This window comes from Halomonas sp. ATBC28 (assembly GCF_005937175.1).
GTDB lineage: Bacteria > Pseudomonadota > Gammaproteobacteria > Pseudomonadales > Halomonadaceae > Vreelandella > Vreelandella titanicae.
This window is the reverse complement of the sequence record NZ_VCQL01000003.1, coordinates 23671-50568: the sequence shown is the minus strand read 5'-3', so window position 1 is coordinate 50568 and position 26898 is coordinate 23671. Positions and strand designations below refer to the sequence as shown.

General features: G+C 54.5%; 26 protein-coding genes. 9 read left to right on the top strand and 17 right to left on the bottom strand.

The window, feature by feature from the left end:
* Positions 1–96: 96 nt before the first annotated feature.
* On the top strand, positions 97–1008 hold the full coding sequence (locus tag E0L35_RS03890) for an AraC family transcriptional regulator (RefSeq protein ID WP_138799665.1): 912 nt from the start codon (positions 97–99) through the stop codon (positions 1006–1008).
* A gap of 34 nt (positions 1009–1042) precedes the next feature.
* Here E0L35_RS03890 and E0L35_RS03885 read toward each other — a convergent pair whose 3' ends face one another.
* The 14 genes from E0L35_RS03885 to E0L35_RS26225 form a co-directional block, all read right to left on the bottom strand.
* Positions 1043–3262 carry a molybdopterin cofactor-binding domain-containing protein gene (locus E0L35_RS03885; protein WP_138799664.1) on the bottom strand — a complete coding sequence of 740 codons (2220 nt, stop codon included), beginning with the start codon at positions 3260–3262 and terminating at the stop codon, positions 1043–1045.
* Positions 3263–3265: 3 nt separating this feature from the next.
* Positions 3266–3718 carry a (2Fe-2S)-binding protein gene (locus E0L35_RS03880; RefSeq protein WP_138799663.1) on the bottom strand — a complete coding sequence of 151 codons (453 nt, stop codon included), beginning with the start codon at positions 3716–3718 and terminating at the stop codon, positions 3266–3268.
* A 20-nt stretch (positions 3719–3738) separates the two neighbouring features.
* The gene (locus tag E0L35_RS03875; RefSeq protein WP_138799662.1) at positions 3739–4134 is read right to left on the bottom strand and encodes a c-type cytochrome; all 396 of its coding nucleotides are present in this window, start codon (positions 4132–4134) and stop codon (positions 3739–3741) included.
* Positions 4135–4423: 289 nt separating this feature from the next.
* Entirely contained in the window at positions 4424–5014 is a 591-nt protein-coding gene (locus tag E0L35_RS03870; protein ID WP_138799661.1) for a phospholipid methyltransferase, read from the bottom strand.
* Positions 5011–5703, bottom strand: a complete 693-nt coding sequence (locus E0L35_RS03865; protein WP_138799660.1) for a VTT domain-containing protein — start codon at positions 5701–5703, stop codon at positions 5011–5013. Before E0L35_RS03865 ends, E0L35_RS03870 begins: the two co-directional genes overlap by 4 nt.
* 41 nt (positions 5704–5744) lie before the next feature.
* Positions 5745–8069: a molybdopterin cofactor-binding domain-containing protein gene (locus tag E0L35_RS03860; protein ID WP_138799659.1), complete on the bottom strand. Its 2325-nt coding sequence runs from the start codon at positions 8067–8069 to the stop codon at positions 5745–5747.
* Positions 8070–8079: 10 nt separating this feature from the next.
* A complete protein-coding gene (locus E0L35_RS03855) occupies positions 8080–8544 on the bottom strand; it encodes a (2Fe-2S)-binding protein (protein ID WP_138799658.1) in 465 nt (154 codons plus the stop codon).
* Between the two features lie 79 nt (positions 8545–8623).
* Positions 8624–9655, bottom strand: coding sequence for a hypothetical protein (locus E0L35_RS03850; RefSeq protein WP_212751653.1), 1032 nt, complete (start codon positions 9653–9655; stop codon positions 8624–8626).
* A gap of 231 nt (positions 9656–9886) precedes the next feature.
* Positions 9887–10855, bottom strand: coding sequence for an SDR family oxidoreductase (locus tag E0L35_RS03845; protein ID WP_138799656.1), 969 nt, complete (start codon positions 10853–10855; stop codon positions 9887–9889).
* A 101-nt stretch (positions 10856–10956) separates the two neighbouring features.
* Positions 10957–11943 carry an alpha/beta hydrolase gene (locus E0L35_RS03840; RefSeq protein ID WP_022519849.1) on the bottom strand — a complete coding sequence of 329 codons (987 nt, stop codon included), beginning with the start codon at positions 11941–11943 and terminating at the stop codon, positions 10957–10959.
* 183 nt (positions 11944–12126) lie between these two features.
* A complete protein-coding gene (locus tag E0L35_RS03835; RefSeq protein ID WP_138799655.1) occupies positions 12127–13149 on the bottom strand; it encodes an SDR family oxidoreductase in 1023 nt (340 codons plus the stop codon).
* Between the two features lie 39 nt (positions 13150–13188).
* Positions 13189–13905, bottom strand: coding sequence for a MipA/OmpV family protein (locus E0L35_RS03830; protein ID WP_171051110.1), 717 nt, complete (start codon positions 13903–13905; stop codon positions 13189–13191).
* Positions 13906–14035: 130 nt separating this feature from the next.
* Complete coding sequence (locus E0L35_RS03825; protein ID WP_138799653.1) at positions 14036–15421, bottom strand: MFS transporter; 1386 nt, start codon at positions 15419–15421, stop codon at positions 14036–14038.
* A gap of 445 nt (positions 15422–15866) precedes the next feature.
* Positions 15867–16043 carry a hypothetical protein gene (locus tag E0L35_RS26225; protein ID WP_171051109.1) on the bottom strand — a complete coding sequence of 59 codons (177 nt, stop codon included), beginning with the start codon at positions 16041–16043 and terminating at the stop codon, positions 15867–15869.
* A gap of 394 nt (positions 16044–16437) precedes the next feature.
* On the opposite strand from E0L35_RS26225, the gene E0L35_RS26825 reads away from it, so the two are divergent.
* The 5 genes from E0L35_RS26825 (at position 16438) to E0L35_RS03805 (ending at position 20773) form a co-directional block, all read left to right on the top strand.
* Positions 16438–16569 carry a hypothetical protein gene (locus tag E0L35_RS26825; RefSeq protein WP_283241527.1) on the top strand — a complete coding sequence of 44 codons (132 nt, stop codon included), beginning with the start codon at positions 16438–16440 and terminating at the stop codon, positions 16567–16569.
* Between the two features lie 105 nt (positions 16570–16674).
* Complete coding sequence (locus E0L35_RS03820; protein WP_138799652.1) at positions 16675–17100, top strand: Rid family hydrolase; 426 nt, start codon at positions 16675–16677, stop codon at positions 17098–17100.
* A gap of 125 nt (positions 17101–17225) precedes the next feature.
* Positions 17226–18374, top strand: coding sequence for an alpha/beta fold hydrolase (locus E0L35_RS03815; RefSeq protein WP_171051108.1), 1149 nt, complete (start codon positions 17226–17228; stop codon positions 18372–18374).
* A gap of 354 nt (positions 18375–18728) precedes the next feature.
* Positions 18729–19394, top strand: coding sequence for a response regulator transcription factor (locus E0L35_RS03810; protein WP_138799650.1), 666 nt, complete (start codon positions 18729–18731; stop codon positions 19392–19394).
* Entirely contained in the window at positions 19394–20773 is a 1380-nt protein-coding gene (locus E0L35_RS03805; RefSeq protein WP_138799649.1) for an ATP-binding protein, read from the top strand. Before E0L35_RS03810 ends, E0L35_RS03805 begins: the two co-directional genes overlap by 1 nt.
* A 139-nt stretch (positions 20774–20912) precedes the next feature.
* Here E0L35_RS03805 and E0L35_RS03800 read toward each other — a convergent pair whose 3' ends face one another.
* Positions 20913–21422 (bottom strand): lipocalin-like domain-containing protein, encoded by a 510-nt coding sequence (locus E0L35_RS03800; RefSeq protein ID WP_138799648.1) that lies wholly within the window; start codon positions 21420–21422, stop codon positions 20913–20915.
* A gap of 342 nt (positions 21423–21764) precedes the next feature.
* On the opposite strand from E0L35_RS03800, the gene E0L35_RS03790 reads away from it, so the two are divergent.
* Entirely contained in the window at positions 21765–22601 is an 837-nt protein-coding gene (locus tag E0L35_RS03790; protein WP_138799647.1) for a helix-turn-helix transcriptional regulator, read from the top strand.
* 128 nt (positions 22602–22729) lie between these two features.
* On the opposite strand, the gene E0L35_RS03785 is transcribed toward E0L35_RS03790, so the two are convergent.
* Both E0L35_RS03785 and E0L35_RS03780 read right to left on the bottom strand, forming a co-directional pair.
* Positions 22730–22990 (bottom strand): hypothetical protein, encoded by a 261-nt coding sequence (locus E0L35_RS03785; protein ID WP_138799646.1) that lies wholly within the window; start codon positions 22988–22990, stop codon positions 22730–22732.
* A gap of 367 nt (positions 22991–23357) precedes the next feature.
* Positions 23358–24323 (bottom strand): AraC family transcriptional regulator, encoded by a 966-nt coding sequence (locus E0L35_RS03780; protein ID WP_138799645.1) that lies wholly within the window; start codon positions 24321–24323, stop codon positions 23358–23360.
* Between the two features lie 359 nt (positions 24324–24682).
* Here E0L35_RS03780 and E0L35_RS03775 point away from each other — a divergent pair, with 359 nt between their 5' ends.
* Together E0L35_RS03775 and E0L35_RS03765 are read left to right on the top strand one after the other, a co-directional pair.
* Positions 24683–25735, top strand: a complete 1053-nt coding sequence (locus tag E0L35_RS03775; protein ID WP_212751652.1) for an NmrA family NAD(P)-binding protein — start codon at positions 24683–24685, stop codon at positions 25733–25735.
* Positions 25736–26438: 703 nt separating this feature from the next.
* The gene (locus E0L35_RS03765) at positions 26439–26864 is read left to right on the top strand and encodes a Rid family hydrolase (RefSeq protein WP_022519837.1); all 426 of its coding nucleotides are present in this window, start codon (positions 26439–26441) and stop codon (positions 26862–26864) included.
* Positions 26865–26898 lie beyond the last annotated feature (34 nt).

Here is a 26898-nt window from a genome sequence, read left to right as displayed (position 1 = left end):
CCACTGAAGAATTGCCGCATTGGCAATGTAGGCAGAATCAACCAAACGATCTATACTTTAAAGTCCGCTTTGTTTACGCATTCGTCCGGGTAATATATGGATCCTCTTTCTGAAGTACTCTCAATGCTAAAGCCCCGTAGCTATATCACCGCTGGCTTCGATGCAGGCGGTGCATGGGCGCTCACACTCGATGATCTAGCTGGTCGAATCAAATGCTATGCCGTCATGCAAGGCGCCTGCTGGCTGTCAATGAAAGATATGGAAGCACCAGTGCTGCTCCAGGCTGGTGACTGTTTTGTCTTGCCCAGTGGCAAAGCCGTACGTATAGGCAGCGACTTGAGCACCGAGCCTAAAAGAGCCAGCGAAGTACTTGATCCCTCTCGTAGCGGCGAAATCGTCACCTATAACGGTGGTGGCGACGTATTTCTGGTGGGCAGCCGTTTTGAAGTCAATGGACGTCACGCAGAGGCACTGCTGCAAACGTTACCACCCCTGATGCGAGTCGAGACCTCGGCTGATCGCGCCAGACTACGATGGTCGATCGAACTGATGATGGAAGAGTTGCAAGAGGCCCGCCCCGGTTCATCCTTGGTGGCACAACAGCTGGCACACATGATGTTAGTACAAGCGTTACGGTTATACCTATCGGAGCAATCTTCTAATGACATTGGTTGGTTTGCCGCGCTTGAAGATCCTCAACTCAGTAAAGCACTCAGAGCGATGCATGCGAACCCTGCACACTCCTGGACAGTTCAGGAGCTAGCGACACAAGCAGGGATGTCACGCTCTACATTTGCCGAGCGCTTTCGCCATAAGGCAGGTGAGACTCCCATCGCCTACCTGACGCGCTGGAGAATGATGCTTGCGGGGGAGCAGCTCACTCACGGTCGTGACACGCTAGCGCGAATAGCCCTGTCAGTCGGCTATGAATCCGAGCATGCGTTTAATACGGCTTTCAAGCGCGTTATGGGCATATCACCAGGGCGTTATATCAAAGCCACGTGGTGAGTCGGACATCGTGATCGCACAACACTTCAGGCGATCAGGCGCCGAGTGCCGCCTTTACCCGTTCAGGTAGGAAAGGGTAGTGCCGGAGCCGCACGCCGCCAGTGAGGCGCGCCACGGCGTTGGCGATTGCTGGCCCGACCGGCGGCAGGCCAGCCTGGCCTATGCCGCCAACCGGACTCCCGCTTGTCGGCACCACCGCCACTTCGATTTCAGGCGCCTCTGACATACGAATCACCCTATAGGTATCAAAGTTTCCTTCCTGCACCTCGCCATTGACGATGTTGATCTGCTCAAATAGCGCGTGGCCGGTTCCGTTTGTGATGCCCGCGATCATCATGCCTTCAATGTGGCGCGGTTGGATCGCCACCCCTGGATCTACAGCACACCAGACCTTATGCACTCTAATCACACCGGTTTCCCGGTTGAGCGACACTTCCGCAATCTGCGCACAATGAGAGCCAAAGGCATCGGAATAGGCGAGGCCTAACGCCCGGTCATCACGCTCACGATCCCATTCGGCCATCTGGCCAACGGTCTCGATGACGTTGCGCGCCCGTGGCTGATCCTTCAGGAGTTCGAGCCTGAGCTGCAGAGGATCAGTTCCCCTAGCGGCTGCGATTTCATCGATAACGCATTCGATACTGAATCTGGTGTAGCCAACCCCGACGGCGAACCAGAAGCCGATATCCAAGCCATTATCCTGACGGATATACTCGATCCGGTGCCCTGGCACCGTGTAGTTGAAATGCGCGCCCTCGGTCACCACGTCGTCATGCCCACCCGCGCTTGCGAACAGTTCAGCATTCGTACGAGCAAAAATGGAATCGGCCACAATACGGTGCCGCCAGCCAGTGATATTTCCATTGACGTCGAGACCAACCTGAATGTGCTGCGCTTCGAGTGGTCGGAATTTATCGTGCCGGACATCGTCCTCGCGGCTCCAGATGACCTTGACCGGACGTCCTTCCACCTCCTTGGCCAGCGACACGGCATCGACGATGAAGTCTGCCTCGGCTTTGCGGCCGAAACCACCACCAAGCAGGGTCACGTTCACCTTGACCTTATCCGGCGTCGTGCCGACCACCTCTGCAGCAAAGCCTTGCGTGCCCGTCGGTCCCTGCGTGGGCGCCCAGATTTCAACAGTGTCACCAGTCACCAGCGCCGTGGCGTTCATCGGTTCCATGGTTGCATGGCAAACCAGATCGCTCATGTAGTCGACTTCAATGACCGTTGCCGCATTCGTGATCGCGGAATCTGCATCACCCTCCGAGAACGCCTCAACGCCCGTTTGCGAGAGATCGCGCCCCACATCGCGATAATGTTCCAGCAGGCGGTCGCTTGTGTAGTTGCGAACCCGTGAGGATGTGCTCCACGTCACATTAAGCAGATCTTTGGCCCGCCGCGTCGCCTCGACCGTCTCGCCGATGATACCGACCCCGTAGGAGAGCGGAACAATATGCGTGATGCCAGGCAGGGCCCTGGCTTCCGAGTCGTCAATTCTCTCGGGTTGCTCACCCTGGACAGGCGCCCGCAATACTGCGCCATACAGCATGTCGGGAAGCTGCACATCAATGCCATAGACTGCACTCCCGTCGACCTTCGAAGGGAGGTCGATGCGGTGGATGTCACGCCTGCCGATATAGCGCCATTGATCGGTCGGCTTCAGATCGGCCTCGGTTACCTGCGGCAGCGGATCGGGAAGCGAACCATCTGTGGCGATCTGGCCATAACTGAGTGAGCGGCCGGTTCGTGCATGTACGACCCTACCCGGCTCTGTTGTGAGCTCGCCCACTGACACGTCCAGCATGTTGGCCGCGCTCGACAGGAGAACCTTACGGGTCTGCGCGCCGGTAATCCGTAGCAGCTCATAATAGCCGCGCGTGGATTCGCTGCCGCCCGTGAGCTGGATGCCATAGAAGCCAGGATTGCCGTATTTATCCGCATCGGATGAAGCCTGAACAATGCGAACCATCTCCCAATCAGCATCCATTTCTTCCGCGATGAGAAGCGGCAGAGTGGTCATGATGCCCTGCCCCATCTCGGAGGCAGGCGACATGATCGTCACGGTTCCATCGCCCGCGATGGTCACCCACGCATTCGGGAGGTAATCGCCCTCACCGACCAACGACATTGTTGCGCCAAAGGCATTACGAACTAGACCGCCGAATGCAACCGCAACGCCGAGACTTCCAACCGAAATAAGGAAGCTGCGCCGAGAAATCGCGTGACTGAAAATCTTGACTGTCTTGGTCATGTCTCAGGCCTCCCGTGCGGCGAGCTGTATGGCGCTGATAACCCGCACATAGGTTCCGCAGCGGCAGATATTACCGTCCATATGTTCAATGATCTGCTCACGCGTGGGATTGGGGTTGCTCTCAAGAAGTGCAGCTGCTTGCATGAGCTGTCCGGACTGGCAATAGCCGCATTGCGGCACCTGTTCGTCGATCCAGGCCTTTTGAAGCGGATGGCTCGCATCTGGCGACAGCCCCTCAATCGTTGTTACTTCACGGCCAGCCACGTCCTCGAGCCAAGTCACGCAGGAGCGCGTCGGCGCGCCATCGATATGAACCGTACAGGCTCCGCACTGCGCGATGCCGCAGCCGAACTTGGTGCCAGTGAGCTGCAGATGCTCCCGGATCACCCATAGAAGCGGCGTGTCTTGCGCGGCGTCGACATCCACCACACGCCCATTGATTGTAAACGCTGTCATGACGGCTTCTCCTGGGAGGGTTACTGATTTTCGAGATAGTCGATGATCGCCGCACGCTGAGTGTCGTCGGGGACGGTGACGGTCATCCGAGTGCCTGGAACCACCTCATGCGGCGCTGCAAGAAACGTGTCGAGCGAGCGATTGTCCCAGACGATGCCTGAATCACGCATAGCATCCGAATAGCGGGCCCCTTCGATGCTGCCGGCAGCGCGGCCGATAACACCCGCGAGATGCGGGCCAATTCCGTTCTGGCCAATCTGAAGGCTGTGACAGGAACCACATCGTTGTTGAAAGAGCCTCTCGCTGCCAGTTTCCTGCGCCTTTACAGCAGTCGCCAGGGCAAAAAAAACCGCTAATATGCCCGTGGCGAACAGCAGCAAAGCGGCAAAATGAGGGGATTCGTTGGTAGTCTTCATGCCGTTATATCCATATCAGGGCTGCAGTGAGAGGAGGTTGCTTCGTGCGCCTCTAAAAGATAGGCCGTCGGAGAAGTACTATCTATGCTCAGAAATCCGTTTTATCTTTGCGATCGTCCAGGATACTTGATGGAATCACTGCCAGACGTGCTGGTATTGTTCAGGCGAGCAGCTATGTATCCTCCGTTTTTGGCACGGACGTCGACGGGTCAATCCAATTTTCCTGTCAGCAAAACCGAATAAAATGACATGCGGCAATATCAGCATGACCTGACCCAAGCACTGGTAGCTAATGCGTGGAAGTGACCCGACGGAAACGGTAGACCGTCGCCGGGGGAAGATTGGCTAACGTGCGGCCTAGCAGTTCCGCTTTAATCCCAAGATGATGCTGGAACCGCTGTGAAACGGGGCAGCGAGCACCATAAGTGAACTGATAGAGCACACCCTCTGGCCTCATTTTACGAAACGCCCCCGACAGAACCGCGATCACTTTACGCGGTGACATAGAAAGTAAAGGAAGACCACTAATAACCGCACCAGCCGGTCTCCCTTCGAAAAGGTCGACCATACGAAGGCGAGTGGCGTCCATCCTCAATATCTGGGCCTGCGGATAGAGAATACTGAGTGCAACCGCAAACTCAGGCATGGATTCAATCAGCGTCAGATCCTCTTGTTTAACACCACGTTCAATCAATGCGCGCGTAAATACCCCGGTTCCAGGCCCAAGTTCTATCACGGGCCCAGTTTCGCGCGAGATTTCAGAAGTGATAAGACCAGCTAGCGCGCTTCCTGACGGTATAACGGAAGCGACAAGTAGAGGATTTCTGGCCCATGCCAGGAAAAAACTTAATGATGTATTCGTGGTCGTGCACTGCTTCATAACCGATGCTCCTGAACGCGAGTTATAGATGGAAGAAAGTCGGTTGCATGCGCGCATTCGGTGCTTCTTATTACATTCCGCCGACTTGATACCCGTCGCAGAAGCCAAAACAGGACAATTTCTAAACACAACAGAAAACCGAGCGCTACCAGGGTTAGAAGCGTTGTATTTTCAGCAGTTGACCAATAGGAAGCGAAGTAACCGATGCTAATAAATAGGCCGTTCCAAATCACGATTCCAGCAGCCGAGGCCATCAGGAAACTCCCTGAGTGACTGCGTAGAAGAGCCGCAAAGGCAGGAGCGAATAGCCTGATGGTAGGCACGAGTTGAAGCGCAAAGGCCAGTACGGTCTGGTTTCGCCGAAAAGATGTAATCCAGTGAGTGATGCGAGAAGCAGGCATTCCGAAAAGTCGCCCTAATCTGTTGAGAAACCGCATAGAGCGTGAATCACCAAGCCCTCTAAAAATGTAAAAGAAGACGGTAGCCCCTAAGGTATTGCCTGTAACGGTCACCAGGAAAGCAATTGACAGCGACCAAGTTCCTTCCGCTGCTGCAATCCCAACAGCAAGTAGCAATCCATAAGAAGGTATTACCGGAACGAAACGCTCCACAAAAGTGATAGCGAAAAGTGCGATCAAACCATAGGCACTAAGCCATGCGGTAACGGTACTAACTGGATCGAAGTTCATAGGTTGTACTCTCCTGTCACAAGCTACTATGAGCCCTCTCTTCACACCGCAGAGGTAGGTAGAACGGTTCGCGTGCGGCGTTCAGCTATGGTTTCAGTAGTGGTCAGTGGCAGTGAGCGTATCCGTCGGCCCGTGGCGGCTTGAATGGCATTGGCGATGGCCCCTGCGATGGGCACGATGCCGGGCTCACCCGCCCCGCCAGGCGGCAGGCCGCTGTCGATGATCGTGACTTCAATCTCGGGTGCGTTCGCGAGGCGCAGCATCGGGAAATCGTGGAAATTCGATTCCACGACCGCGCCACTTTCCAGCGTAATGCTACTCATCAGCGCGGCTGTCACGCCAAAGGCGATTCCACCCTCCATCTGAGCGATCACAGCATCAGGATTGATCACCATTCCTACATCGATAGCGCAGAAAACGCGATCCACGGTGACAACACCATCTTCCCCAACAGTGACTTCAGCAACCTGGGCGACCACGCTGCGATAGCACTCTTCGATGGCGATGCCGCGGCCACGGCCACGGCCGGGGGCCATGGCTGAACCCCATCCAGCCATCTCCGCCACCCGATTGAGCACGGTCAAATGTCGCGGACTGTTTCGAAGCAAGGCACGGCGGTAGTCCAATGGGTCTCTCCCCGCCGCCAGTGCGCATTCGTCGATGAAGCTCTCGGTGAAGAAGGTATTGAAAGAAAAGCCGTTCGAGCGCCAGAGCCCGATCGGCACGTGGCTGGCCACATGCTGGCTGCGAATGCGTCGGTTGGGAATGGCATAGTGCAGCTTGTCCACCCCTTCGACGGTCAGACGATCGCCGTTGGGTCCGGGGTTGAACGGCAAGTTGCGGCCAGCGACAGATTCAATGACCGATTGAGCCGCAACCAGTGCGTCATAAGCGCTGGGCAGACCGTCGGGCCCTAGGACAGCACGCAGGCGTGCGGCAGCATGGCTGCGGTAGAGGCCGCGGCCGACGTCCTCCTCACGCGACCAAATCAGCTTGACCGGCCGGCCTCGGTGCCGAGTGGCCAGGAAGGCTGCCTGGGCCGCAACGTCTAGATCACCGCGTCGACCAAAAGCACCACCATTCATGGTGATGTTGCATGTGATTGAGGTAGGCTCTACGCTTCCCCATTCCGTTCCTCGCTGCACACCGGTACGCACCCCCAGGGGAGACTGGGAAGGAACCCAGGCCTCGGCCGTCCCATCTTCACGTACGATCACGGTCGCATTCATCGGCTCCATGCAGGCATGCGTCAGAAAGGGAACCTCATAGGTTTTCTCGATTACAGACATGGAGCTGTTAGCTATGCTGGCCTCCACATCACCGTCATTGATATTTTCGTACGGCGCATCGCTGCCAAGCGCAGCTTGCAGCCTTACGGACATCTCGGCGCTGTTAATGCCATCCCCGTCGGTTTGCGCCCACTCAATATCGAGACGCTGGGCTGCCTGTTCAGCACGCCACCAGGATTCAGCCACGACGGCCACCTGACGCCCATCAATGATCGCGACATCTCTAACGCCGGCAACGGTACGCACCTCAGCCTCGTTCACGACCCGAGCCACCTGCGCTCCAAAAACCGGCGCATGGCGGATAGAGGCATACAGCAGGCCAGGCTGAACCACATCCATTCCAAAGACCGGCTCCCCTCGGATCTTGGCGGGAAGATCCACACGGGGCTGCGACCGGCCAATCAGCCGCCAATCAGATGCCGGTTTCAGCGGAGGATCATTGGGCGGCGGCAAAACAGATGCCTCTCGAGCCAGCTCGCCATAGGACAAACTTTGGCCCGAGGCCTCGTGCCGAACAAAACCATCGGCGGTTGTCAGCTGATTTACCGGGACGCCAAGACGCGCGGCACCAGCGGCAAGCAGCATCTGTCGGGCAGCGGCACCTGCCACACGCATCGGATACCACAGTGCCATCGTTGATGCCGAGGCGCCGGTCGCGATAAAGCCAAGAAGCCCGAGCACCCGCCGTCCGACCCAGACCACAGGCCCGCTGGCTTCCTCGGGACGCTGTTGCAAGACGTTGAACCAGCTAGCATAGGCAGGCAGAGGTTCGACCGGAAACTCAACGCTGATACGGTCATCGAAGGGAATATCAAGTTCCTCGGCCACCACCATGGCGAGACCGGTATGGATGCCCTGCCCCATCTCGGTACGTGGTACGTTAACCACTACGCGGCCATCTTCATGGATAGTAAGGAACGCATTGAGCACAGCACGATCACCATCGACATATCCATCGAGGCCATCCACATCGACCGACGCTAGGTATCCGACGCCACCTACAGCGGCAACAAGGGCGGTGCCACCAAGGGCCGCACCGGTGAGCAGAAAGGCACGTCGGGAAAGTAAACGAGGCATGGCTGTCTCCTCAGCGCTCGGCTAGCATGGCGGCGGCACGATGAATGGCACGGCGAATACGCGGATAAGTGCCGCAGCGACAAATATTGGTGATCGTTTCATCAATGTCGGTATCTGTTGGTCGCGGCGTCGATTCCAGCAGCGCTGTGACAGCAATAATGAAACCTGGTTGACAATAACCACATTGCGGCACCTGCTCATCCAGCCAGGCTTGCTGAATGATCGATAAACGACCTTCCGCATCCGCAAGACCCTCGACAGTGACTACCGATGCGCCTGCCACAGAGCCAACCGGCGTTATACAGGAAAAGCTCGACACTCCATCAATGAGGACACGGCAAGCCCCGCATTGAGCAATACCGCATCCGTATTTCGGCCCGAGCAATTCCAGATCCTCACGAAGTACCCAAAGAAGGGGCTTGCTGGAATCTGTCTCGACGCTTACCGACGCTCCATTAACCACAAACTCAACCATGCTCTTTCTCCTCGGTTTTACCCGTTTTGCATAGGTAATCGGCTGATAGACCTTAAATCGCCTACCCCCTTGTGGGCACTTACATGAAGTTCATGCTGGCTATGAGTAGCTCGTCGCTAGTCCAGTGGCTGTCGTGGCTGTCACCTTGTGCAGAATCATGCGACATCGGTTCTGGAGCCCTCGCCAAGATCGACTGCCAAGTGATTTGCCATTCCGCAAGCGCTTCACCGTCGCCCTCAAAGACTAAGTCAAAGAAAGCTAAGGCCAAATCGGCGGTGGCGACTTTAACTTTGGCGTTGAGCGCACGACCGCCGGTAAGGGTGCGATCAGTGAATATGCTGTGGGAACCGCCCCGAAAAACGGCCAGAAACTTGTTCGGGCTGGTGATCGCATCGAAGATATCGATCCGATCCTCTATGCCCGAGTGATAGCCTGGGATCTGGATCACATCATCGGTCGCAGTGACGTGAATGGTAGGGATCGACACATTGTTAAGCACCGTTGCCACGTCGGACTCCCCATAGAACGGCGGAGCGGAGATCAAGACTGCCGCGGAAAAGCGTGAATCCAAGTAGTCAATCGTTTGGCCTTCTCTCACAACTTGCGCGCCAATCGTGAGTAGTGTGGTATTCGCGCCGTATGAGTGGCCTGCAATAACGAGGCGCTGACGGTTAACTGCAACACCGCGGCTGCCCATTTCATCCGAGAGCATTTGGTCAAGCGCAAAGCGTACATCGGCGGCACGTTCGATGGCCTCCGTTTCCCGCGCTGCAGCCTGCAGGCGATCGACCATCCGAAATGGATTGCCTCGCCACAATTCCTCATCACTGCCTACGTGCTGTACATGTAGGCTGGCAACGCCCTGGGCCGACCAGTGTTTTCCGAGATAGCTGTAACCTTCCCGCGAACCACCGATGCCGTGTGAAAACACGACCAACGGCACCGACATTTCAGGCGTAGCCGCCGTAGGCCAGTACAGTCGTGCGGGTACCGGGCGCGAACGATCTTGATCCACCCAGTCGAAATCAGTCACTGAATAGGTGGGCTCTGACTCTATTAACTGCGCGCTCACCGCCGAGTACGGTACGGCCAACCCCGCTAATAAAAGCATGGCGCTCACTTTTCGCCGCCACATGTTTACCTGTTTTTTTACAATCACTGTAGAGATCGGTGTGCCGCTGAACTCAGCGGATCGATCTGGAGCTATTGGTCGATGTATTGGGATATCGTTCATAAGTTGTCTGGTTCCGCACTACGCTACTTTGATAGAAGGCTGTAGTAGTAGATTTGAGAGAGATACGAAAAAAGGCGGCAGACTAAAGACTCGCTAGCGGCCAGCGAATCAATGGAGGCTTATATTTCGTTTATCAGCGACGCTGGAATTCTGAATTTCCTCAAGGGAAAACAGTGCTCCCGTCAATCGTTCCGACTCCTCCCATAACCTGATTGCAACTTCTAGATCCAGTGCTTGTGGAGGAAGTTTGGCCGCGGAAGGATAGCCTCGGGTTTCACCAAACCTATCGGGTCCGTAATAGGCACCACCTTGCGCCTGCGGTGACGTAGCGGCGAAAAGTGTTGGCAACGCCCCCTGCGCTGCTGGCTGAAACAGGAACCAAAGGTAACGACGGATGATCCCCACGACACTTTGTGCTCCAGCGCCATTGGGCAACAAGTCGGTGCGTGAAACGCCTGGATGCGCCGCAATACTCTGGATGCCCCATCCTGCGACATCGCTGCGACGTTGCAATTCGAGAGAAAACATCAAGCAGGCCAGTTTTGACTGGCCATAGGCAACCATTGGTTTATAGCTGCGCCCGGACTGCAAATCGTCGAAGTCGATCGCACCGCTACGAGCGGCAACGCTTGATAGAGTGACGATACGCGGATGATTACCATTACACAGAAGCGGCAATAGCTGGGCCGTCAAAGCAAAGTGGCCAAGATAGTTCGTACCAAACTGTAGTTCGAAATGATCGGCCGTCATTTTCCGATCTGGGGGCGCCATAACCCCTGCGTTGTTGATAAGGAGATCGATGCTGTCAAATGAGGAGTGCAGATGCTTACCAAATGCTGCAATTGAATCGAGATTAGCGAGATCTAGTTCCTCAAACCACACATTCGCGTTAACAACATCATGGCGAATCCGATCAATGGCCGCCGCCCCTTTTGATGGGTTTCGGCCTGCAAGGATGACGCTCGCGCCAGCGCGAGCCAGCGCCAATGCGGTTTCTAGTCCAAGCCCACCTGTGCCAGTGACGACCGCGGTACGGCCACATTGAGAGGGGATGTCGGAATCTGTCCAGTTGGTCATGGGGCGTACCTCGCGTTAAGAAGAAAGATCAGTTGAGTGAATAAATCAGCTCATAGGCATTTCTGTATGCAGCAGTATTTACTGGCGAGATTAATTTGCGTTTAAGACGCTCGGCACGAAGGTTGTGTCCGAGCCTGGGCTTCCAGAAGCGCCAGATATGACGGACTAGGACTTAAATGTTTCGAATAGAACAGAGTGAGACGTTCAATGGCTTGATTGACGTAATCGGGCTTGTGGTACAAGTCGTAGTGGCTGGCCCCTTCTACAACGAAGAAGTCTTTCTCAGCGGCAGGTGAACTATTGAACAGCGCTTTACCATTTTTGTATTGACCAGTGTTACCGCGGCGCCCCCCAACGATCACTTGAAGAGGCTGCGTCAGCAGTTCAGGTACCAAGTTAAAGGCATCAAAGCCGAGCAGGTGGATATAGCTGGTGAAGAGCAAGCGATTACTAGAGTTGGGGTGGCGATAGCGCGACTCCCGATAGAACGTGACAGCTTCTAGTACTTCCGGATCCGTGATGCCAACGGCTTCTGCTACTTTTATGCTGTCAGGAATCCAAGGATCAAACCTCGGTTCGGCTCCGCGTGCTTCGTCTGTACGCTGCCTGCCTATTTCTTCCAGCATTTTGAGGAGGTCTTCCCTTGTCTGCATCTCACGGAATGCTCGACCTATATCATTAGCCACGACCGTTCCAATGGCGTTGAAGCGCCGGTCGGTAAGCGCCGCTTTGACCGCGTATCCACCACCGGCGCAAATTCCCAGCAGCCCAACGCGTAACTCGTCTATGAAAGGCAGTGTCATCAGATAATCAACGGCGCAACGGATGTCCTCGACCCGAACGGATGGGTCTTCGAGATTTCGCGGCACCCCGCCACTTTCTCCCTGATATGACGGATCGAAAGTAAGGGTCACGAATCCTTGCTCCGCCATCTTCATTGCGTAAATCGCGCCGACCTGCTCCTTTACACTACTACCTGGCGTGGCTAGAACGAGTGCAGCATAGGTTTTGGTTTCGTCGAACCCGTTAGGAAAATGGATAATTCCGGCCAGTTCGATGGCTCTGTTTCTAAAAAAAATGCGTTTCATACTGACTCTCCTGCTTATATTGGCTGAGGCCGCCGTATGCACTGGGATACTGCATACGGCGACAGGGAAGCCTTTACTGGTAATCAATAAATTCGACCCAGCCATGTCGCTTGCTTCAAAAGGTCACCGCTAAACCATGGTTAACAAGCTGGATGAACGGCAGATCAGCTTAGTCAGGATTGGTTAAGGGGCACTTGATGGATAATGTGTGCCGGCGATCTCTTCGGTGACCGCCCACAGGCGAGCAGCGATCGCAATATCATTGGTCACAGAGGGGACGGTCGCCAGGCCAAGCGGGCCACTAACCTCCCGTTCTCCAGTCGGCCCGTAGTAGGCGCCACCTTGTGCGTCAGGCACAGTGGCAGCATATAGTGTCGGCACTGCACCTTGGGCTGCCGTCTGGAGGTGTTCGCGGTTGGCAGACCACTGGCGCCCCTGCTCACTATCCAATCCGGGGCCGCGAGCAACCAGTTCGGTTACCGCAACACCGGGGTGGGCGGCCATGCTCTGGATGCCCCAGCCTGCCGCAGCGCTGCGCCGCTGCAGTTCGAATGCAAACATCAGGCCCGCCAGTTTGGACTGCGCATAGGCCGTCATTGGTTCGTAGGCCTGAGCGGAATGAAGATCGTCAAAATTGATGCTGCCGCGGAGGGCAGCGATACTCGACAGCGTAATGACGCGAGGCGCATCACTGTTGCGTAACAGCGGTAATAGCTCTGCAGTCAGGACGAAGTGCCCGACATAGTTGATGGCGAATTGCATCTCAAAGCCCTCTGCGGACGTACTGCGCTCTGGAGGAGCCATGATGGCGGCGTTGTTGATCAGACCATCCAATCGAGGGAGTGAAGTGTTGAGGCGTTGGCCCAGGGCACGAACCGAGGACAGATCGGCTAAGTCAAAGGGTTCAAAGGTCACCTGAGCATCAGGCACCTCCCGCTTGATCTGATCAATCGCCTCCTGTCCCCGCTCGGGATTGCGCGCAGCGATCACCACCTGGGCCCCCTCAGTTGCAAGGGCTTTTGCGTCTTCATACCCCATGCCGCTGGTTCCGCCAGTGACCAGAAAAATGCGTCCTTCCTGGGAGGGCATATCGGCCAGACTCCAATCCGGTTTGGGTGGGTTCTGCGCCAGCGTGGCACCCGCAAAAAATAGACACATCAACAGCACACCAAGGGCGGCGACACGGATTCGTAATACGTTAAACATTTTTCTTTCCTCATTTTTGGTTTGCTATATATCGATAGATCAGAAACGCCTGCTCAACCCCAGAACGAGGCGTCCTACGCCATTTTGATCAGGCTCCAGCAGCGGGCTGTCTCTAAGTTCGCTCGGCAGGAACTGGTACTCGACCGACCCGAGGAGTTGCCACTGCGATGATCCAACGGAATGCGCCATCGTCAGGCCAATACGCGGAACAACAGCAGAACCCGGCAAGTACTCTGCGACCCCGCGCGCCACTTCTTCATCCAGTACCCCGAAGTAGTAGCCCGCGAAATCGGAGGACATCCAGCTTGCCCCCGCATTGGCTGTGAGCGCAGCTCGGCCGAATTGCCACGTATTGCGATAGTCGAGCGAGATTTCATAGCCTTCACTGGCATCTGAAACGTCGTGAACAGCCTCAAGCGATACCGCACCCCACGACGAGCCCAAGGTCGTGCGAAAACCGGCATCTATGCCGTCATCGCGATCACTCAAGAGGTCAGGATCCACGCCATTGACCAGAAGCTCCGAACGTCCCAGATCGTCGATATCGAACCCATAAAGCCGCGCAGCTAGAATCGCATCGAACGTTAATTGACGGGACTGGTATAAATGCACACCGCCGGAGGTACCCCGGAGGAACATGCGCTCTCCCTCGTAGCTGATCAGCGGCAATGGTCGGACACGTAATCCTTCGCCTGCATAAGGGCTGTCGATAGCTGCAGCACCGACGCCGACGGACCACCTGACGGAGGGTGCCAAGACCTCCTGACCGAACGCGGCGATAGGAAGTACGCTAGAAGCGAGTTGCAATAGTATTCGAGCTAACATATTCATTCTGTGACCCTCATAGCCACGGTTTTATTGGAGTTTGGGCGACACCTCATCGCATCTATTGCACTGAAGAGCTCACGCTCTTTTCTACCAGTTGTTTAAGGCCACCGAATTCGTCTTTAGGCCCGGTGAGTGCTACTTGACCGGCCTGTGCGCGGCCCAACCAGAGACCCAACACGGCCCAAACCAACGCCAAAGGAACAACCACACTGACCAGCCCACCTATAGCCAGCCCTAATCGCCCAAGCGCGCCCTCAGTTTGGGCACCGACAACATCGCCAGCACGGTAGATGAAGGTATCTACGAAGGCCTTGGCCTTGTACTTGTCCTCACGGCCGACCACGGTAAATAACGCCTCCCGTGCTGGACGGGTGACGCCGCGTTGAAGCGCACGAGTAGTGGCCTCTAACAGGATTAACATCACGAACGACCCGTATATCGCCAATCCGATGAAGCCAAGCGCGGTTGCTATCGGTAGGATCGCTAGCGCCACGCCCAAGCCGTAACGCTGGATAATCTTACCGGTCAGAGTAAGCTGTAGAACCAGCACCGCTACCTGCGTCCACATGTCGATCTGGCCTAGTATTTCCGCGCGCGCGTCCATGTTGTCTGATACCGCTGCGACCATCTGTAGGCGGGTGAAGTAGATGAATGTTGCGAGCACAGTCATTAGCAGGATGTACCCGGCAATACCGGTCAGATAGCGTGATCGGAAAACGGCACGTAGACCTGCCCAGGCGCCACCACCGATACGTTCGTATTCGCTCGCGAATCCGGCTACGGCAGAAGTTTCCATGGAGCTGGCCTGATCCGGCACCACGCGCACCAGCAGCCAAGCCAAAGAGAGAGCTAGCAGCAAGAAACCACCGGCGACAAGCAGCAGGCTGGGCGTACCCAATGGCAGGGCCAGTTGCGACGTAAGCCACGGGCCAAAAATCGCGCCGAGGGTTCCACCGACCGAGATAAGGGCGAAGAAACGTTTGCCCTGCTCACTGGTGAACCGGTCAGCCAGCAACGCCCAGAACACCATCGTGACGAACAGGTTGAACACACTGAACCAAACAAAAAATACCTGTCCACTGCGCTGACCCACGGCGGCGGGCGCGAACACCAGCAATGCCCAAAAGGCCACCAAACTCAGCACGAAGAATGTGTAGGTCGCCCCGATGAACTGTAGTCGCTTCAAGCGACTGACCAGCCAGCCGAACAGTGGATTCACTGCCAGCGTCACCAATGCGGTACCGATAAACAGCCAACGGACACTCTCGATACCGCGTTCCATACCTAGCGCATCACGAACAGGGCGCAACAGCATCAATGCGGTCAATATACAAAAGAAGAACAGTGCTGCAATTAGCACAGGCCCAACCTCCTCAAGGCGGAGATTGAAGAGGGTTTTCAATAGACGTGGACGTTGTGCCACCGAAGTCTTGGTTCTGCTCATTGGATAGCGTCCTGGGTTGAAGCACACCACAAAGGCGTCTTTAATACTCAGTCGAAGCGGCTGATGTCGCAGTATTTACCGGTGAGATTAATTTGCGTTTAAGACGATTAGAGCAAAGTTGTTGCCGCTGTAAGCGACCGTATCCAGCGATCGCCAGCCACCTAACAGCCTTTAAGCACAGGCCTTAATCCGTTATTAATGTCGATGTAGGAATATCGCTTCCCTCCCCTTATTACTCGAGCTGCCCGCTATGGATGCGATCCTGCTTGTTGAAGACGACCACATTCTTGATCGTGCGCTCTCGGCCAGAAGAGGAGGTGCGTCGTCCATTGCAAAGATGTGATATCTGCACGAACCGCGCTGGTTGAGCACCCATTCGTCGCTGTGCTACTTGATCTAGACCTGCTTGGCAGCTTTATCAGATATCACAAGCTGTCAGAACCTTTTAAGGGTTTCTGTCGGTCAGTTCAGACGGTGAAAATTTCCGGGTCTCGTGGTCTTGATGCATCGTTATCACGTCGACATAAGGAACGCTGTTATCTTTAGCCGTCCCACGCTCCGCAAGTGCTGCATGAGAGACAAGCATTAATGTAATAACTAACGCTGCGTTTAACATTTTCATGATTCACTCCTCATGCCTAAACCGTGGCTTAAGCATCAATAAATTTTTAGCTAACCCAAATAATTAAAGTGATCTTCGAGAATTAAGATCGCCACTCCTGCTTGGTATTAATAACTACCTTGTATCCGTCCAGAACCGTTTAAGGGTTTCAGCTCTGCAGCGAACAGGGGAATATTAAGGGGTAGATATGCCCACGATATGCCAAGTTCTTCGACGTTTTGTCGCCAAATGTGACAGCTAAGCTAAATAACATTAAACAATTTCTATTTGCCATTAAATATTCAAGTAAATGTGTTGTTTTAGCGCTGAGACAAACTGATACAAGTACGACACACTATTAAAGCTCAGCCATAGTAAAGTGCTCTCATTGCGTATTAAGAAGGGAGCATCGACTATGAAAATTCCAGATTTTGACGATAGCGTAGCAGCGCAATTTCAGGGGTCTGTCTTCGAAATACTCAACGTAGCGCTGTTCGTTATCACGCCAAAACTGTCCCGCCACTTAATATGGCTAGATCATGCTTAGGGTTAGAGAAGGCCGATATTGATACATAGGCCCGTCTAGCATAAGCGCAATTGCTCAATCGGTAATCCTTGCAAGCACACCGATGAACTTACGAAGGAGGTTGTCATGCATATTTTAAGGCGCAAACCCCTCAACCCATCTAACCTTCCCGATACTTTGACCGAAGGCCATAGTCAGGCAGTTATAGTGCAGGGTGGCACCCGGTTGCTAATGTCCAGTCAGGTGGGGGTCGATATCCAAGGAGATTTGGCGGGTCCCGAACTGGCCGAGCAGACTGAAGCGGCCCTGGACAATGTCGAGCGGTTGCTAAAAGGCCTCGACGGCGATCTCTCACGAGTGGTGATGTTGAGAATCTACTTAGCCGAATACGCTCGCTACGATCAACAAGTGGTGATGGAGGCGCTGAAGCATCGCTTCCCTATCGCGCCGCCTGCTGCCACTTGGTTAATTGTGTACGGCCTTGCCGAACCGGAATGGTTAGTCGCTATCGAAGCCGAAGCTGTGCTGCCGGGGTTTGTCTTGAATAGTTAGGTAGCTTTAACCCATTAATCATATTTTTACTCGTTTGCCAGCGCACAGCCCGTTTACCCGCCCCTTCTAAGGATAGGACGCGGTAACCCTCTGTCAGAAGCAAGCTCCTAAAAATGGAGTGGTTCATGTTTCGCCGCCTTAACATCCTACTTTTACTTCTCTTGCTGAACTCCTGTGCTTTACCGCCGGATTCCCCACGTTTTCGACCTTCAGAAAGTCTACCTCCCTATGAGCAAGAGAGTTTTGAACAATATGTGCGCGAAACCCGTGCATGGATTGCCGATAACCGCGCCTTCATCGGTGAAGATCGGGAACTTGAAATAGAGCTCAATACACCGTTCGAAATTCGCCCTGATGAACCGGCGAAGCGCGGTATCCTTTTAGTGCACGGACTGGGTGCCAGCCCGTGGTATTTCATCGATATCGCCACCGCCATGGCGAATGACGGCTGGCTGGTTCGCTCTATCCTTCTGCCTGGCCACGGCACACGTCCTGCCGATTTGATGCTAGCTGATAATAAGGATTGGGGAGAAATCATTGCCCATCACGCCAACCTGCTAGCAGCCGAAGTCGATGAACTTTGGCTTGGCGGTTTCTCAACTGGCGGTAATCTGGTCACCTCTCATGCGTATACAGATGACAATATCGATGGGCTACTGCTGTTTTCCCCTGGGTTTTATCCCGATACCAACTCTCTGTTTCTCACCCCGGCCATTTCCTATTTTTGGGACTGGCTTAATATCGATGACGAAGACAATATCGCTACTTACCAGTCGCTTCCTAGTCGCGGGGCCTCTCTCTATTATCGTTCGGTCAGCACCGTGCAAAAAAATCTCAAAAGCGCACAATTTAACAAACCTGTCCTGATGACGATGAGTCAACATGATAGTGTCCTTGACCCCAATACGACGCTCACTGCTTTTCAAAACCGCTTTCCCAATCCCAAATCACACTTCGTTTGGTACGGTGAAAGCCCGCCCAACCTGAACGATCCACGTGTTACCACCCTTAGCAGTAGCCTACCCGACCGACGCATTAGCACCTTCTCTCATATGAGCGTGCTATTTGCACCTGAAAACGCCTATTACGGTGAAGCAGGAAGCTACATCATGTTTGAGAATGGTCAGGACGATATACCCCGCCCCGCTAACCCTGAAGATCTTTGGTTCGGTGCATGGGGGCAAAACGAAGAGGAAAAATATCATGCTCGCCTGACCTGGAATCCCTATTTTGTCGAACTCCTAGACAATATTCGGGAGGTGGCAGTCGACTAACTGGCCGGGTAGGCTAACTTGTTCTTCCTGCATCGTTAAGTAAATGAACAAGTACGGCAACGTTGAGAGGGAGTATCAGAAGCTTTCCAGCTAGTCATGATCCGCACCTTACGTTAAGAAGAAGTAAGATCAATTGAGTACCTAACTCCTCTCATAGGCAGTAACATATTGAACAGTTTTTACTGGCGAGATTAATTTGCGTTTCAGACGATTAGGGCAAAGTTGTTACCACTGTAAGCGACCGTGTCCAGCAATCGCCGGCCACCTAACAGCCTTTAAGTACATGCCTTAATCCGTTATTAATGTCGCTGTAGGAATATCGCTGCCCTCCCCTTATTACTCGAGCTGCCCGCTATGGATGCGATTCTCCTTGTTGAAGACGACCACATGCTGGGTCGTGCGCTGTCATCCGCCCTTGGTCAGGAAGGCTGGCGCGTTGTGCATTGCAAAGACGTTGCATCCGCACACACAGCGCTGGTCGACCACGCATTCGTCGCGGTCCTACTTGATCTGGGGCTGCCGGGCGGCTCTGGATTGGAGGTGCTGTCCTCGATGCGCAGCCGCTACGACCCGACGCCGGTGCTGATCATTACCGCACGCGATCAGTTGAGCGACCGCGTCCGCGGGCTTGACGTTGGTGCTGACGACTACATCGTCAAGCCGTTTCAGCGCGACGAAATGCTGGCGCGGCTTCGTGCGGTATTGCGCCGCAGCCGTGGCGCAGTCACCCCCGTGTTGCGGTGGCGTGATGTCGAGATCGATCCCGCTGCGCGGGTTGTGACCCGTGAAGGTCAGCGTATTAGCCTTAGTGCGCACGAGTTCCGTCTACTGCTGGCACTGTTCGAGTCGCGTGGTCGTGTTCTCAGTCGTGATCAATTGCAAGATCGGCTCTACGGCGACGATACGGAGATCGGCAGCAACACCGTTGCGGTCTTCGTGCACCAACTGCGCCGCAAGCTCGGCGATGGCGTAGTGGTAACGGAGCTTGGATTCGGCTATCGCCTCGGGGATGAACACTAATGCGCGCGCTACGCACACGGTTGCTGGTTGCGCTGGCCACAGTGCTGCTCTCTACTTGGGCTATCGGGTTCGCCATTCAGTACGTAAACGTACTGGAGCGCCAGGGTGGCGAGATAGATGGCATGCTGCGCAATATTGCCGAGCAGATACTGCAGTCGTTGCCTGCGGACATCGCCACCGCAGGCCAACAGCAGCAATTTCTGCTCAGCGGCGAGACGGTGCCCGCGGAAGGCAAGTTCGGAGCGCTAGGCTTCCAAGCCTGGGAGCATGGCACTGGGCGACGATTGATGTCTTCGCGTCCGGCACCCGCGCACCCGATGGCGCCGGACTTTGTTGATGGCTTTGCCGATGCAACCGTTGCTGGAGTGCCCTGGCGCGTATTCGCAGTCAGCGACGCTGACCAACGGGTGCAGGTGCAGGTCGGCGTGCCGACATCGGCCATCCGGGCGGAATTGATGCGTTGGCTCGGCCCGACCCTACTCACAGCACTGTTGCTCCTGTTCGGTATCGGTGTCGCGATATGGTTGGTGATCCACTGGTCGCTGAGACCAGTGCTGCGCGTCAGCGAGTCGCTCGCTACGCGTGCCCCTCTCGATCTGGCACCGTTGCCCGAACATGGATTACCAAACGAATTCACGCCGCTGGTGCGTTCGTTCAACCAGTTGATGGCGCGATTGGCGCAGGCGCTTCAGCATGAACGCGAGTTCATCGGTGAGGCCGCCCATGAGCTACGCACGCCGTTGGCAGCGCTGCTGACCCAGGCGCAGGTGCTACAGCACGCCAGCGACCAAGAAGAAGCGGGCGAAGCGCTCGAGCATCTCATCGCTGGTATAGAACGCACCTCGCGACTGGCGCAACAACTGCTTGATACCGCGCGGGTGGAATCCGGCGGTTCCACCGCGCGCGCGCAAGATGTGGATCTGGCAATGATTGCGGGGATGGTGGCCGACGAGTTCGAGTTGGTTGCATTACGCAGTGACCAATCAATCGAAGTCGAAGGAGGTCACGCGCCAGTACATGGCGACATTGATGACCTCGGCATACTGGTTCGCAACCTGCTCGACAATGCCTTACGTCATGGAGGCCCGGGCACGCGTGTACGGCTGGAAACTTGGGTCGAAGATGAAGGACATGCTCGAATGGCGACCCTAGGCGTTGCTGATAATGGCCCTGGCATTACCGATGGCGATTACGAGCGCGTATTCGAGCGATTCTACCGCGCCGAGAACGGGCATCGCACTCAGGGTATTGGCATGGGCCTTTCGCTGGTCGAGCGCGTGGTCGCTTCGCATGGCGGACAGTTAAGATGTGGCGTCGGTCTTGAAGGTCGTGGATTTGGCATCACAATCCAATTACCGGCATCCAAAGGGCAGAGATAGCCCCACCTCTCACCTTAAAGCCTCTCAACTAGCTGACGATTGCGCTTTTAGGCCAGAATACGTAACCCCCTTGTGCAACATATCCGTTGTTGGAACACCAACGATGCGGCACTTGAACTTTGCCGGGGCTTTTTATGCACTATCGAACGCGCACAAATTCTGCACTGACTCGCCCTCCATCAGGGCGAGTGAACGTTTCGTACATCCGATCGCCTTCCACTCTCAGTTGAAGCTCCCGCGAGCTTCTCTCACTGCCCGCCCAGTTAGGGAACGTAGAACCTTCTACGTAATTACCGGTGAAGCGCCCCTGCTCATCAATGGTATAACTACCGAAGAAACCAATACTTGAAGCCATGGCACGGCTATTCTCTTCATCAGTGCCACCGCCACGTGTATTTGACTCAAAACGTTCGGTGTCCCCATTGGTTAATACCTCGACGAAGTGCATGCCAGCAGTGAAAACCAGCATGCCCTGTGGATTCTCACCATAAGGATGCTCGGTAGTCCCATCGTTTTCCAATGTAGCTGACACCATGCCCCACGTTCCGGCAACCTGATTGGGTTCGGAAGGAGGCAGTAAAGGCTCGCTAGCCTGAGTAGCTACAGCGGCCGCAAGTAATAAAGTGCCAGTTATAATTCCTAGCTTCATAAGGATGCTCCTGACGGGTTCTGAAGAGATATTTATTCTGTTGTTTTTAACTGTTGAGATAAATACCTATATTTCGCATGACCTAGTGAATAAATACCACCAACAGAAGTGCTTCAGCGCCTAGCTGCCTGAGCTTATCTACACTTTAGCCGGAGCGGGCCAACCCTAGAACTTGATGGCCACTAGCAAGTAGCTCTCTCGTAACGGCTATGCCTAAAAAGCCTGTCGCATCAGTCAAAAACATCTTCATAACGCTTCCCCTTCCTCCCAGTGAATGCTTGTCATGGGAGAGAATATCGATCAATCTTTATCCAGATAAATAAGCGGCTTTATAGGGGGATAATGACTAACACGCTAGCTCCCTCCTGCGATTCCAATAACCTTGGTGCTTTCTTAAAGGATCGGCGGCAACGACTTGACGCGCTAGCACTTGGTTTCGGAGGGCACCGGAGGACACCTAGCCTTCGGCGTGAAGAAGTCGCTCAGCGAGCCCATATCAGCACAACATGGTATACGTGGCTCGAACAGGGACGTGGGGGCGCACCATCAGTGCGCGTACTCGAAAGCCTTGCTAAGGCGCTGATGCTGACCGAAGCCGAGCGCGAGCATCTATTCTTGGTCGGCATCGGTCACCCGCCGAAAGCCCACTCCTCTGTTCAAGAAGGTATCTCGGAACGACTACAACGATTTCTCGACGCTATGCCTATGATCCCAGCGACCGTCGCAACGTCGACATGGGACATTGTTGGCTGGAACCGAGCAGCTCAACTAGCGCTCACGGATTACCCGGCACTACCTCCCGATCAACGAAACATATTGAGGCTCATGTTCCTTGATCCAGCGACACGCGCTGCCCAAAACGACTGGGAAACAGTGGCACGGTTTCTAGTGGCAACCTTTCGCGCAGAAACCGCACGTATGGGGGAGAACCCGCGATCTGCTGGACTCGTGGCGGAAATATCCAGCAAGAGTACGGATTTCAAGCGCATGTGGAGAGCAAACGATGTTCATACCGCTGGGGAAGGATCGAAGACAATTTTCCACGCAGTGGTAGGAGAAATTACCTTCGAGTTTTCATCCTTTGCGATTGACGGGCGGCCGGATCTAAAACTGATGACCTACAACCCGGCGGAGCGCTCCGACTTGGAAAAAATGGATCGGCTGAGCCACTCCGGATAACCTGTCGGCCGACCCTTTTAAAGGTGCTAATCGGCGTAGGCTGAGTCGATCGCACCATCGAAGACCACGAAGGCGACACAGAACTCTGACAAGCAATTGTCAGAGTGCAACTGGCCTCCAGGCTGATACTAATAGGCGCCCGCTGTCTGAATCGGCACGTCCGCTTCAAGCTGACCTTCATCCCAGTGCTTCATAGTCCCCTCCATAAGCGACAGGTGGTAAGCCGCGCTATGACTGTGGAAGCGACCGCCATAATTCAGAGGGAACCGAAACAGCGCTGCCGATGGGCCAGTCTGAGGATTCCCCCACAGCACCGAGATCTGAGGGCTGTTTGGATTATCAGCGTAAAGCGGCGTGAAGCGAGCCTCGGCAGCTTCGTAAGGAACCACGTACGTTCTTCCTTCGGTGGGCGGGATTTGGTCGACGTCGCTCGAATATGCAGGGATGCAGACCAACGAGCCAAGCAGCGAAGCGGCGCATGCCAAAAAAGCAGAGCGGGTCCCTAATCCAGTCCTGTCCATTCTTATTACGGCATGTAAGCTGAACACTACCATGATGCTTTCTCCATTTAGAGGGTGGCGCAAGCGTGTTGCCTGCCGCCGAGAAAGCTGGATTGTGTGCATACCTCACATCCTGGTAAATATGTTTTGTTATAGGGGTAAAAGCACTAACAGGTTGGGCAAACCATTGCAGTCACTGCACGTTCTTGAAAGAGTGCTAGAGAGCCTAGACGCTATTTTCATCACTTTCAGCGATCTATGCTGGGTTGACGCCAGCGCCATTGAGACCAACTGCGTGGCTATACGAAGCGGGCGTTGCCCCACGACTATACTGCCTCGGAGAAACTCCCATGACCCGCTTAAACGCAGTGCTGAACGCGCTTTCGGATTCGTATCCAAGGGATAATGAAATAACGGAAACGGGATCTTGGGAGTTCTCCAACCTCTCTCCCGCCAGCATCATGCGCCAGCGCGTCACGTACTCCATGGGCGATGCTCCTATCGTTTCCCTGAACTTCTGAGCGAACGCCGAGCGCGACATACAGGCGCACTCGGCCAGCGCCTGCAGCGTCCAGCGGTGTGCAGGGTCGGCATGGATCGCATTAATTGCCGGCCCCAACTGTTTGTCCGCTACCCCCAAAAGCCATCCCCCACCGTTAATGACTCCTTCCGCCATATGAAGCCTTAGTGCCTGTACCAGCATCATATGAGCGAGGTGCTGGGCAATCAGGAAACCACCGGGCTCGGGGTCGTGCAACTCCTTCATCATGCGTTCCACAGACCACCGTAATGCAGCCTGTTCTGTCTCGTTGTGGATGTGGACGATGGGCGGCAGCATGCCCATCAGCATATCGGCATGCCCCCCACTGACGCCGAACCGGCTGCCCACGATAAAGAAATCGCCCCCGCCGTTGACCTTCACAACGGTGCCAGTACGTGGTGGGGGAAAATAGTTGCTGGAGGGCTCTGGTGGCAACGACATATCGCTCGCCAACCGAAAAGGGCGTCCGCTCGGTAGAACGAAACAGTCGCCCTTCTGCAGATGTACGGCCTCCGGAACACCATCGACGGCCAACCAACATTCGCCGGAGACTACGGCATAACACTTGAGGAGCTTATGCTGATCCGGAAATTGGAGCGACCATGCACCGCCAGCCTCCACTCCAGAGGAGACATAGCTTCGCGGTTTCAGTAGCGAGAGTACATCTGATAGGGGATCCATGGGTCCTCCTGGACGATTGCAAAGATAAGCAGGACAAACGCGCATAGACCAACCTGCACGCACCCCTTATGGTCGCAGAGTACTCGACTCTGGCAGACACCGCGAGACCTAGTTGAACGCTAAGTTAGCCACACCCTTTGTCATTCACGCCAACAATCTGAACAGCATTATAGAGGACAACACTCTGATGCCATCAACTGTAAGCCCCCATCCGTTTAGCAGTGCGAACGATCAGTGTAGGCCGGGGACATCGCCGCGGGACATGGAACAGGAAATACTGATTGAACAGGAGCAGTATCTACGCAACTTATCCAATAGAACACGATACGGTTCCACTTCTCAGTCAAAGGAGATGAAACATGGACAACAAACAACTTCATCACAGTGAGCAATGCATAGGGGTAAATGATGTTGCTCGGCGCCAATTTCTTAGCGGCCTCGCTTTGGGTGCCGGTGCAGGCTTAGCTATGAGCCTAGCAATATCGCCTCTGGCGAATGCAACCAACCGCACAACTGGCACTCGAATCGTCGTGACTGCGCCGACTGGCAATATTGGTTCGCAAGTACTGACAAATTTACTAACCAGTTCCAGTGATGCGAAGATTCGCGTTATCGTGCGCGATCCATCGCGCCTTCCAGCGCAAGTACTTGATCAGGTCGAGGTCATTCAGGGCTCACACAGCGATGCGAGTGTCATGGATCAGGCCCTAGAGGGAGCCAGCAGTCTGTTCTGGCTATGCCCTCCGGACTCTCGCGCAGAAAGTGTTATGAGTGCCTATGTAGACTTCACCCGCCCCGCCTGCGAGGCAATCAAGCGGAATGGCTTAGGAAGTGTGGTCAGTATCTCGGCGCTAGGAAGGGGTACACCAATGGCGGCAAATGCCGGTTACGTCACTGCCTCTCTGGCAATGGACGACTTGATTGCGAGTACGGGAGTGGCGTTTAGAGCGCTAACCATGCCTTCGTTTATGGATAATATTGCTCGCCAGGCTTCCTCTATCCACGAACAGGGTAGATTCTTTCTACCTATTGATGGTGACCTCAAACTACCGGCCGTTGCCACCAGAGATATCGCTTCGGTCGCCACAGGGCTTCTACTTGATCCAACTTGGCGCAGCCAAGAAGAAGTGCCAGTGTTAGGGCCGGAAGACCTCTCCTTCAATGAAATGGCGAGAATCATGTCCGACGTTTTGGATAAGCCCGTAATTTATGAGCAGGTTTCTTTCGAAACGTACAAGACTGGCTTCGTTCAACGAGGAATGTCAGATGCCATGGCTCAAGGCCTAACCGACATGGCAAAGGCAAAGAACGAGGGGATCGATAACGCACTCAATCACACGCCTGAAAACAGCATGCCGACCAGCTTCAGGCAATGGTGTGAAGAAGAATTGCGACCATTGATTCTCGTGTAGCGGAATTCTCCTATTTTCACTTCACTAGCCTTACGACTTACCGACGCAGCAAAACATAGATCTGGCGCGTCCGCCGGTCACTACAGCGATCAAACTGAAAACAACAGTATCAAGGTCGTCGACTATCTCGTCTGGGGGAACTTGCCAGCAAGTTATAAACCGCACGAAAGCGGCTTTAAACATGACAACGGTGCTTTTAGCCAAAGAACTTCATGATACGAGAATAAAGGTAAATTCGGTCGCACCCGGCTTTACTGCTACTGCCCTGAACGGTGGTGGCTCAGGTGCGCAAACTGAATTAGAAGCGGCTCGGGTGTGCGTCATGGTAGCACTATTGCCTGATAATGGGCCCACGGGCGGCTTCCTTGGGCAAAATTGCAAAAGAGCCTTGGTAATAGCCATTCTATGTTAATTCCGACCAAAAAATCGCTACAGCCACACTCACAACGCTAACAGACTTGTTGGCGATGATTGTCTTATGCGCTACTTACTGGAACCTATTTTAATTCAGATTTAATGTCCATAAGAAAAAATAGAGAAATTAAGCTTAATCGTCTAGCCACGCATTCATCTTTTACCGCCTGATAGTTAAGTTTCTCTAAGTAACTATTCGGCGGTAGTCATAGGTCGAAAGAGTATCAAGTGCGATTGATCAATCGATACTTTTTGCTAATTATCATATTGGCTTACCATCAAGGTTACTATGCATATTTTAAAACGCAAGCTCCTAAATCCGCCCAACCTGCCCGATACCTTGATTGAGGGACATAGCCAAGCCGTATTAGTAGAGGGAGGCACCCGGGTGCTGATGTCTAGCCAGGTGGGGATGGATTCCGCAGGAGAGTTGGCGGGCCCTGAGCTGGCCGAGCAGACCGAAGCGGCGCTGGACAATGTCGAACGGTTGCTAACAGGCCTCGGTGGCGATCTCTCACGAGTGGTGATGCTAAGAATCTACTTAGCCGAATCCGCTCGCTACGATCAGCAAGTGGTGATGGAGGCGTTGAAGCATCGCTTCCCTGTCGCACCGCCGGCTGCCACTTGGTTAATTGTGTACGGCCTTGCCGAACCGGAATGGTTAATTGCTATCGAGGCTGAAGCTGTACTACCGGGGTTCGTCTTGAACAGCTAAATGCTTGTCACCACCGTTCACTGGCTAGAAATAA

Coding starts and splice junctions, on each gene's coding strand:
- E0L35_RS03890 (WP_138799665.1), top strand. CDS start 97: ATGGATCCTCTTTCTGAAGTACTCTCAATGCTAAAGCCCCGTAGCTAT.
- E0L35_RS03885 (WP_138799664.1), bottom strand. CDS start 3,262: ATGACCAAGACAGTCAAGATTTTCAGTCACGCGATTTCTCGGCGCAGC.
- E0L35_RS03880 (WP_138799663.1), bottom strand. CDS start 3,718: ATGACAGCGTTTACAATCAATGGGCGTGTGGTGGATGTCGACGCCGCG.
- E0L35_RS03875 (WP_138799662.1), bottom strand. CDS start 4,134: ATGAAGACTACCAACGAATCCCCTCATTTTGCCGCTTTGCTGCTGTTC.
- E0L35_RS03870 (WP_138799661.1), bottom strand. CDS start 5,014: ATGAAGCAGTGCACGACCACGAATACATCATTAAGTTTTTTCCTGGCA.
- E0L35_RS03865 (WP_138799660.1), bottom strand. CDS start 5,703: ATGAACTTCGATCCAGTTAGTACCGTTACCGCATGGCTTAGTGCCTAT.
- E0L35_RS03860 (WP_138799659.1), bottom strand. CDS start 8,069: ATGCCTCGTTTACTTTCCCGACGTGCCTTTCTGCTCACCGGTGCGGCC.
- E0L35_RS03855 (WP_138799658.1), bottom strand. CDS start 8,544: ATGGTTGAGTTTGTGGTTAATGGAGCGTCGGTAAGCGTCGAGACAGAT.
- E0L35_RS03850 (WP_212751653.1), bottom strand. CDS start 9,655: ATGCTTTTATTAGCGGGGTTGGCCGTACCGTACTCGGCGGTGAGCGCG.
- E0L35_RS03845 (WP_138799656.1), bottom strand. CDS start 10,855: ATGACCAACTGGACAGATTCCGACATCCCCTCTCAATGTGGCCGTACC.
- E0L35_RS03840 (WP_022519849.1), bottom strand. CDS start 11,943: ATGAAACGCATTTTTTTTAGAAACAGAGCCATCGAACTGGCCGGAATT.
- E0L35_RS03835 (WP_138799655.1), bottom strand. CDS start 13,149: ATGTTTAACGTATTACGAATCCGTGTCGCCGCCCTTGGTGTGCTGTTG.
- E0L35_RS03825 (WP_138799653.1), bottom strand. CDS start 15,421: ATGAGCAGAACCAAGACTTCGGTGGCACAACGTCCACGTCTATTGAAA.
- E0L35_RS26225 (WP_171051109.1), bottom strand. CDS start 16,043: ATGAAAATGTTAAACGCAGCGTTAGTTATTACATTAATGCTTGTCTCT.
- E0L35_RS26825 (WP_283241527.1), top strand. CDS start 16,438: ATGAAAATTCCAGATTTTGACGATAGCGTAGCAGCGCAATTTCAGGGG.
- E0L35_RS03820 (WP_138799652.1), top strand. CDS start 16,675: ATGCATATTTTAAGGCGCAAACCCCTCAACCCATCTAACCTTCCCGAT.
- E0L35_RS03815 (WP_171051108.1), top strand. CDS start 17,226: ATGTTTCGCCGCCTTAACATCCTACTTTTACTTCTCTTGCTGAACTCC.
- E0L35_RS03810 (WP_138799650.1), top strand. CDS start 18,729: ATGGATGCGATTCTCCTTGTTGAAGACGACCACATGCTGGGTCGTGCG.
- E0L35_RS03805 (WP_138799649.1), top strand. CDS start 19,394: ATGCGCGCGCTACGCACACGGTTGCTGGTTGCGCTGGCCACAGTGCTG.
- E0L35_RS03800 (WP_138799648.1), bottom strand. CDS start 21,422: ATGAAGCTAGGAATTATAACTGGCACTTTATTACTTGCGGCCGCTGTA.
- E0L35_RS03790 (WP_138799647.1), top strand. CDS start 21,765: ATGACTAACACGCTAGCTCCCTCCTGCGATTCCAATAACCTTGGTGCT.
- E0L35_RS03780 (WP_138799645.1), bottom strand. CDS start 24,323: ATGGATCCCCTATCAGATGTACTCTCGCTACTGAAACCGCGAAGCTAT.
- E0L35_RS03775 (WP_212751652.1), top strand. CDS start 24,683: ATGGACAACAAACAACTTCATCACAGTGAGCAATGCATAGGGGTAAAT.
- E0L35_RS03765 (WP_022519837.1), top strand. CDS start 26,439: ATGCATATTTTAAAACGCAAGCTCCTAAATCCGCCCAACCTGCCCGAT.